Genomic DNA, 13,342 nt, shown 5'->3' on the forward strand with positions numbered 1-13,342 from the left:
GCGCATCGTTTTTCATTATAGCCTCGCCCCCCTGTTGAAAGACTCAAAGTGTTCGTTTGAACCAGGCGAGGGTTTCGTCCACGCCGCGTTTCAGATCATATTCCGGCTCAAAGCCAAGCACGGTCCGGGCGCGGGTGATATCGCACACATTGTGCTTCACCTCGCCCTGCAAATCCGGCGCGTGGACGATTTCCAGTTCCTTGGCAGGATCAACTGCCTTGAGGATTTCGACAAGCTCCAGAATGGATGTGCCGACGCCCGTTCCCAACTGGAACGGCCCTGTTGCCCGCTTTTCAATCGTTTTCCACAGCGCCTGACAGATATCGTCGATATAGATGTAATCGCGCGTCTGCAGCCCATCGCCATTGATCTGCAAGCGGCCGGTCTGCATGTAGTTCTTGCAGAACACCGCCACCACAGATGTCTTGCGCTCCGAATTGGGGCCATAGACGTTGGAAAAGCGCATCGCGGCCGTCGGCATCCCGAAAGAGCCGGTATAGGCCGATAGCAGCCCCTCGACCGCCAGTTTGGTCGCGCCATAGGGCGATACCGGGCGGGCAGGGATGCTTTCATTGATCGCGCCGTCATGCTCGCCGATGATCGCGCCACCGGTGGAGGCAAAGACGAAATGCGCGTTCGGCGCTACGTCCCGCAGGTGATCAAGAAGGGCCTGCGTCTTGATCACGTTGTTGTTGAAGCTGCGATACGGGTCCTGGATGCTTTCCTGAACCGTTGTCGCAGCCGCCAGATGCACCACGACATCCGCGCCTTCAAAGACCGGCTTCGCCTCGTCAGAGGCGAAATCGGCAATGGTGCTGCTGGTGAACAGGTCGTGATCGGCCTGCGGCGCGTCGGCGAACCAATCGACGGAATGCAGCTCGTGCTGCGCGCCGATCTTGCGCATATACAGCGCAAAGTTCTTGCCGACGAAGCCCAGCCCCCCGGTGATGACGATCTTCATCGGATCACCAGCGCGCTTTGGAGAGGATCACGTCCTTGTCCAGCCGGTCCGTAAAGCGGCCGACCGTTTCTTCGATTTCCAGCACAAGGCCTTCATCAAGGCGGATCGGTTCGAAGCCAAGGCTGCGCAGCCCTTCGTTCGACACCATCAGCTTGTTCTCGGCCAGTTCCTTGCGCGGGTTGTCGAGGAAACCGATTTCGACGCCGGTTTTCTCTGCGATCATCTGCGCCAAGTCGCGAACGGTGTGCACTTCGGACACCTGGTTAAAGACCTGCGGACGCTCGCCCATCTCCGGCGGGTTGGTCGCCGCCAGCGCGATGCAACGCGCGGTGTCCTGAATGTGGATGAAGGCGCGCGACTGGCCGCCCGTGCCATAGACGGTCAGCGGGAAGCCCACCTGCGCCTGGCTGATCATGCGGTTCAATACGGTGCCGTACTCGCCGTCATAGTCGAAACGGTTCATCAGCGCCGGGTCGGTCTTGGTGATTTCTGTTTCCGTACCCCAAACGATGCCCTGGTGCAGATCGGTGATCTGGAAGCCCCAGTTCTTTGCATAGAACTGCATCATCTGGTGGTCGAGAACCTTGGTCAGGTGATAGATCGAACCGGGGTTGCCGGGGTATGTGATCGACACATCCTTGCCGGTCGATTTCACCGTCACGTCAAGGTAACCTTCGGGGATCTCACCGAAATCGTCGTTGTAGCCATAAACGCCCATCGTGCCGAGGTGCACGATATGCGGACGCTGGCCCAGATCGACAAGCAAGGACATCAGGTTGTTGGTCCCGGTCACGTTGTTGTCGATGGTGTAGCGCCGCTCAAGATCACCCAGCATGGAATAGGGCGCCGCGCGTTGCTCTGCGAAGTGAACGATCACATCGGCCTTGATCGCTGCCAGCGCTTCTTTGAAGCGGCCCGGATCCTGCGCGATGTCGCAATAGATGAAGTTGACGTTGCCGACTTTCTTCGCGGCTTCGATCCGTTCGCTGATGGAGCTGATCGGCGTCAGGGAAGGTGCGGAAATCTTCTCGCCGATTGCCCGGCGCGAAAGGTTGTCGATGATTGTGACCTCATGGCCATCTGCCGCCAAATGCAGCGCACTCGGCCATCCGCAAAATCCATCGCCACCCAGTACTGCAATCTTCATGTCTGTCCCGTCCTGTCAGATTTTCCGGTTGCCTTAATACATCAACTTACGAACCGGAAGTGGAAACTTGGCCTTTTTTTGCCGGTTGTCGCCGCCGCACCTCAACTTTGGCGTGTGGCGTTCAGCGTACTCGTTACCCTTGTGTCGATCCTCCCGTGCGCAGGGATGCTGCATTGCGGCGATGCAGCCTGTACCGCAAGACGCGCAGCGCCTGAGATCCCACCGCGACCTGCATCGTGAAGAGCGCCAGCGCATAGGGCACCAGATGCAGATTGCGGGTATGCCACAGAAACGCGAGGTTCAGCCGAAGCCCAAGCCACTTCTGCACAAGCCGGTTGCGCGAGCGTGGGCCGACATTGTAACCGCCCGCCACCACGGGGATGTTCATCACCCGCAGGCCAGCTTTCCGGGCCGCCAAAAGCAGCGCCTTGTCCTCCAGCCGGTTGGTCCAGTACCGCAGGCCCGCCGCGCGGAAACGGTCGATCCGAAACGCCATGGTCGGATGCAGCAGGTACTTGTTCTCAAGATAGTCGCGCGCACCGGGATGCGGTTCGGGCAGAACGACAAAGCCGTTCCCGCCTGCAGGCTTGTACAAAAGCCCCGCGCCGCAGATGTCGCATTCGTCGTGTTTGAGCAGTTCTGCCTGCTTCAGAAAACGCTGGGCCGTCACGGTGTCATCGCCATCGACCCGGAAGAAGATGTCGAAGCCTTCCGCCGCCGCCGCGTCGATCTGTTTGTTCAGATTGGCGCCATTGCTTTCATGCGCGGCCTCGACCAGCTCGAACCCATTGGTGTCCACCAGCAGGCGCAGATCTTCGGGCAGGGGGGCCGGATTGTGCCAGAACACGCGCACATCGACCCGGTCCCGGCTGCGCTGACGGAAGATGCCCGCGGCTTTGACGACGCTCGCCAAGCCTTCGCGGATATCCGAAAGCGCGTGGAAGGGATGGCAGTTGACTGCGATCAAGTGGGAAAATGTCATAGAATGAACGAGGCCCGGCTTCTTATTGTTGTTCTATCCGTCACTCCGCCGCGTCCCAGCGCCTGCAAACTTATACCGATGCACCTTATAGGGGTGCGCTGCGCGATTGCCAAACCGGATACGCAAGTGCAAGCGCGGAAATCAGCCGGTTTCGCGCAGCGGGGCTGGAAATGGGCGTGACTTACCCTAAGGCAACCGCCTTGCGTGGCTTTGCCGTTGCGCGGCCATACGTCCCGCCAACGTCATGAATACAGGAAATCCTTGTGCCAACGGCGCAGGAAGAAAAGCCCCACCACCATGCTGATCAGGCCAAAGCCGAAAACATAGGCGACAGAGACATAATTCGCGTCATAGGTCGGGTAAAACGCGCTTCGCATCACGCCGATGATGTGGACGAGCGGGTTGAACCACAGGATCGACGCATAGGGTTCGGGAATCGATTCGAACAAAAAGAAGATCCCGGAGATGATGAACATCGGCCGATTCAGGATGTTCCATGCCCGCTGCCAGACCGGCGCGACAGAGATCAGCAAACAGTTGAGCACGCCCACCCCCGACCCAAGGACGGTGGCCATCGAAATCGACAGCGCCACCGTCGGCGCGTCAATCGTCACCTGCGGCTTGTAGAGTATCATGATCGTCGTGATGACCACGTAAAACACCATGATCTGCGTCATCAGGTTCAGCAGAAGGCGGCTGATGATCGCGTCGATGAAGCTGACCGCGGGATATTGCAGCAGCGGTTTCGAGAACCAGATCGACACCATCAGTTTGGAGTTCATCTGCACATACATCATGAAGGGCAGAATCCCGGTGGCATAGAAAATCGGGAAGTTGTCGCCCAGCGGCGGCGACCGAAAGGCCAGCGAAAACACGAAGGTCAGCAGTGCAATCCCCGCCGACGGTTCCACCACCGCCCAAAGATACCCGCCCGGAGAGCGCCCATAGGTTGTCGCCATCTCGCGCAGCAACAGCGCCGAAATGGAGCGCAGGCTCTTGCGGGTCCAGCCTTCGGGTTTTGTCTGGGTTTGCGCCATGTGATTGCACATCCTCGTTCTTCGCGGGTAATCTGGCGCAAACACCCTCAAGCAGCAAGGTGGGGTAGGCGGGCGTGCAGGACGACAAGAAGACCGATGACATCGAGGCACCCGAATTCGTATCGAAGCCTCAGCCGAAGCCAGTAAAGAAGGCGTCCATGAAGCGGCGTCACCTTGGGCTTTTCCTCAGCTTCTGGGCCTTTGTGGCGGTGCCGGTGGCGGTGACGGGCTGGTATCTTTTCGAACGCGCGGCAGATCAATACGCATCCCGAGTCGGCTTTTCCGTGCGGGCGCAGGAATTTCAGGCCCCCGTGGATCTGCTGAGCGGTCTGGGCAATCTGGGCTCCTCCACGACCTCTGATTCCGACATTCTCTATGAGTTCATCCAAAGCCAGGAGATGGTCGAACTGGTCGATCAGGCGCTGGACCTGCGCAATCTCTACGCCAAGCCGGAGAACGATCCGATCTTTGCCTTCGATCCCGACGCGCCGATCGAAGAGCTTGTCGATTACTGGCGGTCGATGGTGGCGATCTATTACGATTCCGGCACCGGTCTGATCGAATTGCGGGTGCGCGCCTTCACCGCCCCCGATGCGGTCGCCATTGCCGAGCAGATTCTCGCCCAGTCCTCGATCATGATCAACCGTCTGACCGCCGTCGCGCGCGAGGACGTGACCCGCTATGCCCGGCAGGAACTCGATCAGGCCGTGGCGCGGTTGAAAGAGGCGCGGCAGGCGCTCACCCAGTTCCGCGCCACCACGCAGATCGTGGACCCGACGGCCGACGTGCAGGGGCAGATGACAGTGCTGGTGTCGCTGCAACAGCAGCTTGCCGAAACCTATATCGAGCTTGATCTGCTGATTGAAAACTCCTCTGAGTCCGATCCGCGCGTGGCGCAACTGCGCAAGCAGGTGCAGGTCATTCAAAGCCGGATCGACATCGAACGGCGCAAGTTCGGCCTTGCGGGTGACGGCGAAAGCGACGACGCCTACGCGACCTTGCTGGGCCGGTTCGAGGAATTGAACGTCGATCTGGAATTCGCGCAGACCTCGTATCTGTCGGCGCTGCAAGGCTATGACACCGCGCTGCGCGAGGCCCAGCAACAAAGCCGTTATCTTGCCGCCTATCTCAGCCCGACCCGGCCCGAAAGCGCCGAATTCCCGCAGCGCCTGACCCTGCTGGGGCTGGTGTCGCTGTTCGTCTTCCTGATCTGGGCCTTGATGGCGCTGATCTATTACAGCGTGCGCGATCGCAGTTGAGCCATGATCGAACTGGTCAATCTGAATAAGGCTTTCGGGACCGGCAAGCGCCGCAAGGTGGTCGCCGATAACCTCAGCATCGCCTTTCCAGAGGGGCGGTCCGTCGCACTGATGGGGCGCAACGGGGCGGGTAAATCGACGCTGCTGCGGATGATCGCGGGCACGATGAACCCCGATTCCGGCCATGTGCGCCGGACGGGAACGATCTCTTGGCCGGTGGGGTTCAAAGGCTCGTTCCACGCGGACCTGACGGGGGCGCAGAACACGCGCTTTCTGGCGCGTGTCTACGGGGTCGATACTGATGAATTACAACGCTTTGTTGCCGATTTCGCAGAGCTTGGGCATCACTTCAATCTGCCGTTCAAAAGCTATTCGTCGGGTATGCGGTCGCGGCTGGCCTTTGGCGTGTCGATGGGCATTCGCTTTGACACCTACCTGATCGACGAGGTGACCTCGGTCGGGGATGCGGCGTTCAAACAGAAAAGCTCCGAGCTGCTGCTGGACCGGCTCGAAGAAAGCGGCGCCATCGTGGTGTCGCATGGTAAGGGCATGATGCGGCGGCTGTGCGACTGCGCCATGGTGCTCGAAAAGGGGCAGCTGGTCTATTACGACGACCTCGAAGAGGCCATCGAAGTGCACCATAAAAGGCTGCTGGGATAGGCCGCGCGGCAGTTCCTTTGAGCTTAAAATATTCTGGCTTGAAATAAAATTGGGCGGTGATACCGTGAGTCGCGACACCAAGTGGGAGAGCGGGTCATGCAGCGTGTTTTGGTCACCGGGGGCGGGTCTGGCATCGGGCGGGGCATCGCCCGGCACTTCGCGGATCAAGGGGCCGAGGTCACGATCACGGGACGCCGCGCCGACGCGCTGAAAGACACAGATGGCGGTCGCGGCATGATCTGCCGCAGCGCCGATGTTGCGGACGAAGCGCAGGTAAGCGCGCTGTTCGATCAGCCCTTCGATATCGTCATCGCCAATGCGGGGATCGGGCATACGGCCAAGTTGGTGAATACGTCGCTGGCGGACTGGCAAAACGTGCTGGATGTGAACCTCACGGGCACCTTTCTGACCTTCCGCGAGGCGCTCAAATCCATGCAGGCGGGCGGGCGTCTGATCGCTGTCGCTTCCACCGCCGGGCTACAGGGCGGGCCGAACATCGCCTCTTATGTCGCGTCGAAGCACGCTGTGATCGGGCTGGTGCGTGCGCTTGCCAAGGAGGTCGCGCGGCAGGGGATCACCTGCAACGCGGTATGCCCCGGCTTCGTCGATACCGATATGGGCGATGCCGCCGTGGCGGGCGTGGCGCAGAAATTCGGCATCTCGCAAGAAGAAGCCGCGGCGCGCATCACCTCGGGCAACCCGATGCGGCGCATGATCACGGTGGATGAGGTCGTCTCTGCCGTCGCCTTCCTTGCCAGTCCCGGCGCGTCGATGGTCAACGGACACAGCCTTGCGGTGTCGGGGGGCGAGATATGAGCGACGCAAAGGACCGTTTGCGGCTTTGGCTGCGCCTGCTGAAGCTGACCCGCCGGACAGAGGCCGAATTGCGCGACCGTCTGCGCAGCGACTTCGCCACGACCTTGCCCCGCTTTGACGTGATGGCGGCTCTGTCCCAGCATGAGGATGGCCTGAAGATGAGCCACCTGTCTGCCGTGCTGCGTGTCTCCAACGGCAATGTGACGGGGATCGTGGACCGTCTTGTGGATGAAGGATTTGTCGAACGCCGTCCCGTCGCAGGCGACCGGCGCGCGATGATCGTGCGGCTGACCAAATCCGGGCGCGATGAATTTGCACGGCAGGCCGCCGCGCATGAAGGTTGGATCGATGCCTTGTTGCAGGACATTCCCGCCGAAGAAGCCCGGCAGCTTTCCGCGCGTCTGGCGCATCTGACACAGGACAAGGAATCTGCCGATGCGGTGTGATGTGACCCATTTCAAATGCGAGATCCGCGATGGCATCGCCACGGTGCGGCTGGATCGGCCAGAGCGGAAAAATCCGCTGACCTTCGAAAGCTACGCCGAACTGCGCGACTGGTTCCGCGACCTGCATTACGCCGATGACGTTCATGCGGTCGTCTTTGAAGGCACGGGCGGGAACTTTTCGTCGGGCGGTGACGTGCATGAAATCATCGGGCCGCTGACCCGGATGACGATGAAGGAACTTATGGCTTTTACCCGGATGACCGGCGATCTGGTCAAGGCGATGCAGAATTGCGGCAAGCCGATCATCGCGGCGGTGGACGGTGTCTGCGCCGGGGCAGGGGCGATCATCGCGATGGCCTCTGATCTGCGCATGGGCACGGCGGGGGCCAAGGTCGCTTTTCTCTTTACCCGTGTCGGGCTTGCGGGTTGCGACATGGGGGCCTGTGCGATGCTGCCACGCATCATCGGGCAGGGGCGCGCGGCGGAACTGCTGTATACCGGGCGCGTCATGTCGGGCGAAGAGGCCGAACGCTGGGGCTTTTTCAATCGCCTCAGCGCCCCGGACACCTTGTCGGATGAGGCACATGCCTTGGCTCGCCAAATCGCCGAGGGGCCGAATTTCGCGCATATGATGACCAAGACGATGCTCAATCAGGAATGGTCCATGAGCCTTGACCAAGCGATCGAGGCCGAGGCGCAGGCGCAGGCCATCTGTATGCAGACCTCCGATTTTGAACGCGCTTTCGATGCCTTCGCCAATAAGCGCCATCCCGTGTTCGAAGGGGATTGAGATGCCGGACCGTTCCTTCCTCTCCTGGCCCTTCTTCGAGGATCGCCACCGCGCCCTGGCGCAACAGTTGGAGGAATGGGCGCAAGATCACCTGCCTGTCCCGCATGACGATGTGGATGCCGCCTGCCGGGGGCTGGTGGCCGCGCTGGGCAAGGGGGGCTGGTTGGTACATACCGGCGGCACGCTGGATGTGCGCACGCTTTGCCTGATCCGCGAGACATTGGCGCGCCATGATGGGCTGGCCGATTTCGCCTTTGCCATGCAAGGGCTGGGCACCGGGGCGATCTCGCTGTTCGGCACGCCCGCACAGCAGAAGGAATGGCTGCCCAAGACCCGCGCCGGGTCGGCGATTTCCGCCTTTGCCCTGACGGAGCCGCGCTCTGGCTCTGACGTGGCCAATTCCACCATGACCGCGACGGATTATGGTGATCGCTACGTGCTGAACGGCGAGAAAACCTGGATCTCCAATGGCGGGCTTGCCGATGTCTACACGGTCTTTGCCCGCACGGGTGAGGGACCGGGGGCCAAGGGCTTGTCGGCCTTTGTGATGCCCGATGGCCTGCCGGGGTTCGAAGTCGTGGAACGTCTGGACACCATTGCGCCGCATCCGTTGGCCACGCTGCGCTTCACCGATGTGGAGCTTCCCAAAACCGCGCTGCTCGGCAGGCCGGGCGGCGGGTTCGCCGTGGCGATGGGCGTGCTGGATGTGTTCCGCTCGACCGTTGCGGCGGCGGCGCTGGGCTTTGCCCGCCGCGCACTGGACGAAGCGCTGGCGCGCGTGACAACGCGGCAGGTGGGCGGCGCGCCGCTGGCCGATCTGCAAATGGTTCAGGGCCACATCGCCGATATGGCGCTGGATGTGGATGCGGCGGCGCTGCTGACCTACCGCGCGGCATGGGCTAAGGACAGCGGTGCCCCCCGCGTCACCCGCGAGGCAGCGATGGCCAAGCTCTTTTCCACCGATCAGGCGCAGCAGGTAATCGACCGTGCGGTGCAGCTTCATGGCGGAGACGGGGTGCGCCACGGCCAGATGGTCGAAAGCCTCTACCGCGAAATCCGCGCACTGCGGATTTACGAAGGGGCCTCTGATGTGCAGCGCGTCGTCATCGCCCGTCAAACCCTCGCCGCGTATATGGAGACCGCCTGATGCTTGGACCGACCGCTCATACAGACAGTTTCGCGCGGGACAATCTGCCACCGGTGGAGGCTTGGCCGGACTTCCTGTTGGACGGATTCGACTACCCGGAGCATCTGAACGCGGCTGTTGAACTGACGGACAAGATGGTGGCCAAGGGCTTTGGCGATCATACCGCGCTGATCGGCAATGGGCGCAGACGGACCTATAAGGAACTCACCGATTGGACCAACCGGCTGGCGCATGTATTGGTCGAGGATGTCGGAGTAAAGCCCGGAAATCGTGTGCTTATCCGATCTGCCAACAATCCTGCCATGGTCGCCTGTTGGCTGGCGGCAACCAAGGTTGGCGCGGTTGTGGTGAATACCATGCCAATGCTGCGGGCCGGAGAGCTACACGCCATTGTCGAAAAGGCGCAGATTGAATTTGCGCTATGCGACACCCGCCTGATGGACGAGCTTGCCGATTGCGCGGCAACCTCGCCGATCCTGCGCAAGGTGCTCGGGTTTGATGGCACGTCCAACCATGATGCCGAACTGGACCGGCTGGCGCTGGAAAAACCGGTGCGCTTCGACCCGGTGAAGACCGGGCGGGACGATGTGGCGCTGCTGGGGTTTACCTCTGGCACCACGGGCGCGCCCAAGGCGACGATGCATTTTCACCGTGACCTGATGATCATTGCCGATGGCTATGCCCGCGAGGTTCTGAACGTCACGCCAGAGGATGTCTTTGTCGGCTCGCCGCCGCTGGCCTTTACCTTCGGGCTGGGCGGTCTGGCGATCTTTCCGTTGCGCTTCGGGGCGGCGGCGACCTTGCTGGAACAGGCCAGCCCGCCCAACATGATCGAAATCATCGAAACCTTCAAAGCCACGGTCTGTTTCACCGCACCCACAGCCTATCGCGCGATGCTGGCCGCGATGGAGGAAGGGGCGGATCTGTCCTCGCTCCGCGCTGCGGTGTCGGCGGGCGAAACACTTCCGGCCCCGGTCTACGAGGCGTGGAAGGAGAAAACCGGCAAACCGATGCTCGACGGGATCGGCGCGACGGAGATGCTGCACATTTTCATCACCAACCGGTTCGACGATCACCGCCCCGCCTGCACCGGACGCCCGGTGACGGGCTATGAGGCGCGGGTGGTGGATGACGCGGGCCGGGATGTGCCACGCGGGCAGGTGGGGCGATTGGCCGTGCGCGGCCCGACCGGCTGCCGCTATCTCGCCGATGATCGCCAGGCTGCCTATGTGAAAGACGGCTGGAACATCACCGGCGACAGTTTCGTGATGGATGCGGATGGATATCTGCATTTTGCGGCGCGCAACGACGATATGATCGTCAGCGCGGGCTACAACATCGCGGGGCCAGAGGTCGAAGCGGCCCTGCTGGCCCATGGCGCCGTGCTGGAATGCGCCGTCATCGGCGCGCCGGACGAGGCGCGCGGCCAGATCGTGCAGGCCCATGTGGTGCTGGCCGATGGGCACGCGCCGGACGATGGGCTGGTCAAGGCGCTCCAAGACCATGTCAAAGCCGTCATCGCGCCGTATAAGTACCCGCGCGACATTCGCTTTGTCCCGCATTTGCCCAAGACCGAAACCGGGAAGATCCAACGCTTCCGCCTGAAAGAAACAACATGACAGTACTGCGCAAACACCTCTTCGATCTGCCGGAAGGGGTGATCTATCTGGATGGAAATTCATTGGGGCCGCTGCCCAAATCCGTAGGGGCGCGGCTGTCATCCATGATTGCGGACGAATGGGGCGCGCAGCTTATTCGGGGCTGGAACGGGGCGGGCTGGATGGATCAGCCGCGCCGCGTGGGCGACCGTGTGGCGTCCCTGATCGGGGCGTCCGATGGCACGGTGACCATGGGCGACACGCTGTCCATCAAGGTCTATCAGGCGCTGGACGCGGCGCTGAAAATGCGGCCGGACCGCCGCAAGATTGTCAGCGATTCCGGGAACTTCCCGACCGATCTTTACATGGCGGGCGGATTGATCCGCAGCCTCGATAAAGGCCACCGGTTAGAGACGCCGAAGCCCGAAGACGTCATCGCGGCCATCGACGAGGACACCGCTGTTGTGATGCTGACGCAGGTGGATTACCGCACCGGGCGGCTGCACGACATGGCGGCGATCAGCAAGCTGGCCCGCGACAAGGGCGCGGTGATGATCTGGGATCTGGCGCATTCCGCCGGGGCCTTGCCTGTCGATCTGGCGGGCAGCGGCTGTGAGTTCGCGGTGGGCTGCACCTATAAATACCTCAACGGTGGTCCGGGCGCTCCGGCGTTTATCTATGTCCGGCCCGATCTGGCGGCGGATGTCGATCCGGGGCTGGCGGGCTGGTTGGGACATGAGGCCCCCTTTGCCTTCGATATCGACTACCGTCCGGCGCCCGGTGTGGCGCGGATGCGCGTGGGCACCCCGCCGGTGATGCAGATGACCGCGCTGGAAGAAGCGCTTGGCGTTTGGGACGGGCTCGATATGCAGGACGTGCGCGCGGCCTCCATCGCGCTGCAAGAGGTCTTTATCCGTCAGGTCGAAGCCAAGGTGCCGGACCTGACGCTCGCCAGCCCGCGCGATCCGGCGACACGCGGCAGTCAGGTCAGTTTTGCGCATCCCGAAGGCTATGCCGCGATGCAGGCCTTGATCGCGCGCGGCGTGATCGGGGATTTCCGCGCGCCCGACATCATGCGTTTCGGGTTCACGCCGCTCTTTATCGACGAGGACGATGTTCTTGCGGCGGCGGATCATGTGGCAGCGGTGTTCACGGATCGTCTGTGGGACAACCCAGAGTTTCAAAAGCGCGCCGCCGTCACGTGACGGCTTGACGCCCTGCGCAGGCGGAACTCTGATACGAAATGAAAACGAGGGGCGCAGAGCCCCCATAAAACCGGGAGTATGAAGATGAAACTGCACTCACTTATGTTGGCCGCCGGGCTTGCGGCGACGGCGTCGATGGGCATGGCCGAAAAGATCAAGGTCGGCATGATTACCACCTTGTCGGGCGGCGGCGCCGGGCTTGGTATCGACGTGCGCGACGGCTTTTTGTTGGCGGTCAAAGGCAATGACGATATCGAACTGGTGATCGAGGACGATCAGCGCAAACCCGAAATCGCGGTGCAACTGGCCGACAAGATGATCCAGTCCGAAAAGGTCGATGTGATGACCGGCATCATCTGGTCCAACTTGGCGATGGCCGTGGTGCCCGCCGCGACGGCGCAGGGCAAATTCTATGTCTCGCCCAATGCTGGCCCCTCGGCCCTGGCGGGCAAGGGCTGCCATCCCAACTATTTCAACGTCGCATGGCAGAACGATGCCTATCACGAGGCCGCAGGCAAATGGGCGTCTGAAAACGGTGTCGGCAAAGTGGTCGTCATGGCCCCCAACTATCCGGCGGGCAAGGATGCGATTACCGGCTTCAAGCGGTTCTTCACCGGTGAGATCGCCGACGAGGTCTATACCAAGCTGGGCCAGCAGGACTACGCCGCCGAAATCGCGCAAATCCGCGCGTCCGGGGCCGATATGGTCTATTACTTCCTGCCCGGTGGCATGGGCATTTCCTTCATGAAGCAATATGCCGGGTCGGGCGCGGATGTGCAGGTCATGGGGCCGGCATTCTCCTTCGATCAGGGCATCCTGGGCGCAATTGGCGACGCGGCGCTGGGCGTGAAGAACACCGCGCATTGGTCCAAGGATCTGGACGTGCCGGGCAATGCGGATTTCGTCGCGGCTTTCCAGGCGGAATATGGTCGCCTGCCGTCGGTCTATGCCGCGCAAGGGTTCGATACCGGACTGCTGCTCGCCTCTGCCGCAGCCAAGGCCGATGTGGCGGATGCGGATGCGTTCCGCGCCGCGCTGAAAGAGGCCGATTTCCAATCGGTACGGGGGGAATTCTCCTTCGGGGCGAATAACCACCCGGTGCAGACCATCTATGTGCGCGAAGTCGTCAAGGAAGGCGACGTGGTGACCAACAAACTGCTGGGCGCTGCGGCTGAAAACCACTCCGACGCCTACGCTGCCGACTGCAAGATGTAAGGCACCACCGGCCCCGGACCCGCGCCGGGGCCAGCTTCACTGAAACGTCAATACCCCCGGATATCCGCCGGGGCGGGGA

13 protein-coding genes are annotated in these 13,342 nt (G+C 61.7%); 9 read left to right on the plus strand and 4 right to left on the minus strand.

Annotation, left to right across the window (positions count from 1 at the left end):
- Positions 1 to 43: 43 nt before the first annotated feature.
- The 4 genes from E4Z66_RS00245 to E4Z66_RS00260 form a co-directional block, all read right to left on the minus strand.
- Complete coding sequence (locus E4Z66_RS00245; RefSeq protein WP_136460936.1) at positions 44 to 961, minus strand: NAD-dependent epimerase/dehydratase family protein; 918 nt, start codon at positions 959 to 961, stop codon at positions 44 to 46.
- Positions 962 to 965: 4 nt separating this feature from the next.
- Positions 966 to 2,108: an NAD-dependent epimerase/dehydratase family protein gene (locus tag E4Z66_RS00250; protein ID WP_136460937.1), complete on the minus strand. Its 1,143-nt coding sequence runs from the start codon at positions 2,106 to 2,108 to the stop codon at positions 966 to 968.
- 133 nt (positions 2,109 to 2,241) lie between these two features.
- A complete protein-coding gene (locus E4Z66_RS00255) occupies positions 2,242 to 3,090 on the minus strand; it encodes a glycosyltransferase family protein (protein WP_136460938.1) in 849 nt (282 codons plus the stop codon).
- Positions 3,091 to 3,332: 242 nt separating this feature from the next.
- On the minus strand, positions 3,333 to 4,127 hold the full coding sequence (locus tag E4Z66_RS00260; protein ID WP_136460939.1) for an ABC transporter permease: 795 nt from the start codon (positions 4,125 to 4,127) through the stop codon (positions 3,333 to 3,335).
- Between the two features lie 158 nt (positions 4,128 to 4,285).
- On the opposite strand from E4Z66_RS00260, the gene E4Z66_RS00265 reads away from it, so the two are divergent.
- The 9 genes from E4Z66_RS00265 to E4Z66_RS00305 all read left to right on the plus strand — a co-directional run bounded on the left by E4Z66_RS00265 (position 4,286) and on the right by E4Z66_RS00305 (position 13,263).
- On the plus strand, positions 4,286 to 5,386 hold the full coding sequence (locus E4Z66_RS00265; RefSeq protein WP_136460940.1) for a KpsE/RkpR family capsule polysaccharide export protein: 1,101 nt from the start codon (positions 4,286 to 4,288) through the stop codon (positions 5,384 to 5,386).
- Between the two features lie 3 nt (positions 5,387 to 5,389).
- Positions 5,390 to 6,046 carry an ABC transporter ATP-binding protein gene (locus E4Z66_RS00270; protein WP_136460941.1) on the plus strand — a complete coding sequence of 219 codons (657 nt, stop codon included), beginning with the start codon at positions 5,390 to 5,392 and terminating at the stop codon, positions 6,044 to 6,046.
- A 96-nt stretch (positions 6,047 to 6,142) separates the two neighbouring features.
- Positions 6,143 to 6,862 (plus strand): SDR family NAD(P)-dependent oxidoreductase, encoded by a 720-nt coding sequence (locus tag E4Z66_RS00275; RefSeq protein WP_136460942.1) that lies wholly within the window; start codon positions 6,143 to 6,145, stop codon positions 6,860 to 6,862.
- Entirely contained in the window at positions 6,859 to 7,308 is a 450-nt protein-coding gene (locus tag E4Z66_RS00280; protein WP_136460943.1) for a MarR family winged helix-turn-helix transcriptional regulator, read from the plus strand. Before E4Z66_RS00275 ends, E4Z66_RS00280 begins: the two co-directional genes overlap by 4 nt.
- Positions 7,298 to 8,098: an enoyl-CoA hydratase family protein gene (locus E4Z66_RS00285; RefSeq protein ID WP_136460944.1), complete on the plus strand. Its 801-nt coding sequence runs from the start codon at positions 7,298 to 7,300 to the stop codon at positions 8,096 to 8,098. The genes E4Z66_RS00280 and E4Z66_RS00285 overlap by 11 nt, the downstream gene beginning before the upstream one ends.
- A gap of 1 nt (position 8,099) precedes the next feature.
- The gene (locus tag E4Z66_RS00290) at positions 8,100 to 9,245 is read left to right on the plus strand and encodes an acyl-CoA dehydrogenase family protein (protein ID WP_136460945.1); all 1,146 of its coding nucleotides are present in this window, start codon (positions 8,100 to 8,102) and stop codon (positions 9,243 to 9,245) included.
- Complete coding sequence (locus E4Z66_RS00295; RefSeq protein WP_136460946.1) at positions 9,245 to 10,864, plus strand: AMP-binding protein; 1,620 nt, start codon at positions 9,245 to 9,247, stop codon at positions 10,862 to 10,864. Before E4Z66_RS00290 ends, E4Z66_RS00295 begins: the two co-directional genes overlap by 1 nt.
- Positions 10,861 to 12,048, plus strand: coding sequence for a kynureninase (kynU, locus tag E4Z66_RS00300; protein ID WP_136460947.1), 1,188 nt, complete (start codon positions 10,861 to 10,863; stop codon positions 12,046 to 12,048). The genes E4Z66_RS00295 and kynU overlap by 4 nt, the downstream gene beginning before the upstream one ends.
- 84 nt (positions 12,049 to 12,132) lie before the next feature.
- A complete protein-coding gene (locus tag E4Z66_RS00305) occupies positions 12,133 to 13,263 on the plus strand; it encodes an ABC transporter substrate-binding protein (protein WP_136460948.1) in 1,131 nt (376 codons plus the stop codon).
- Positions 13,264 to 13,342 lie beyond the last annotated feature (79 nt).

The organism is Aliishimia ponticola (assembly GCF_004803475.1).
Lineage (GTDB): Bacteria > Pseudomonadota > Alphaproteobacteria > Rhodobacterales > Rhodobacteraceae > Aliishimia > Aliishimia ponticola.

Excerpts from the sequence above, each read along its gene's own strand:
- E4Z66_RS00245 (WP_136460936.1), bottom strand. The coding sequence starts at position 961 with ATGAAGATCGTCATCACCGGGGGGCTGGGCTTCGTCGGCAAGAACTTT.
- E4Z66_RS00250 (WP_136460937.1), bottom strand. The coding sequence starts at position 2,108 with ATGAAGATTGCAGTACTGGGTGGCGATGGATTTTGCGGATGGCCGAGT.
- E4Z66_RS00255 (WP_136460938.1), bottom strand. The coding sequence starts at position 3,090 with ATGACATTTTCCCACTTGATCGCAGTCAACTGCCATCCCTTCCACGCG.
- E4Z66_RS00260 (WP_136460939.1), bottom strand. The coding sequence starts at position 4,127 with ATGGCGCAAACCCAGACAAAACCCGAAGGCTGGACCCGCAAGAGCCTG.
- E4Z66_RS00265 (WP_136460940.1), top strand. The coding sequence starts at position 4,286 with ATGAAGCGGCGTCACCTTGGGCTTTTCCTCAGCTTCTGGGCCTTTGTG.
- E4Z66_RS00270 (WP_136460941.1), top strand. The coding sequence starts at position 5,390 with ATGATCGAACTGGTCAATCTGAATAAGGCTTTCGGGACCGGCAAGCGC.
- E4Z66_RS00275 (WP_136460942.1), top strand. The coding sequence starts at position 6,143 with ATGCAGCGTGTTTTGGTCACCGGGGGCGGGTCTGGCATCGGGCGGGGC.
- E4Z66_RS00280 (WP_136460943.1), top strand. The coding sequence starts at position 6,859 with ATGAGCGACGCAAAGGACCGTTTGCGGCTTTGGCTGCGCCTGCTGAAG.
- E4Z66_RS00285 (WP_136460944.1), top strand. The coding sequence starts at position 7,298 with ATGCGGTGTGATGTGACCCATTTCAAATGCGAGATCCGCGATGGCATC.
- E4Z66_RS00290 (WP_136460945.1), top strand. The coding sequence starts at position 8,100 with ATGCCGGACCGTTCCTTCCTCTCCTGGCCCTTCTTCGAGGATCGCCAC.
- E4Z66_RS00295 (WP_136460946.1), top strand. The coding sequence starts at position 9,245 with ATGCTTGGACCGACCGCTCATACAGACAGTTTCGCGCGGGACAATCTG.
- kynU (WP_136460947.1), top strand. The coding sequence starts at position 10,861 with ATGACAGTACTGCGCAAACACCTCTTCGATCTGCCGGAAGGGGTGATC.
- E4Z66_RS00305 (WP_136460948.1), top strand. The coding sequence starts at position 12,133 with ATGAAACTGCACTCACTTATGTTGGCCGCCGGGCTTGCGGCGACGGCG.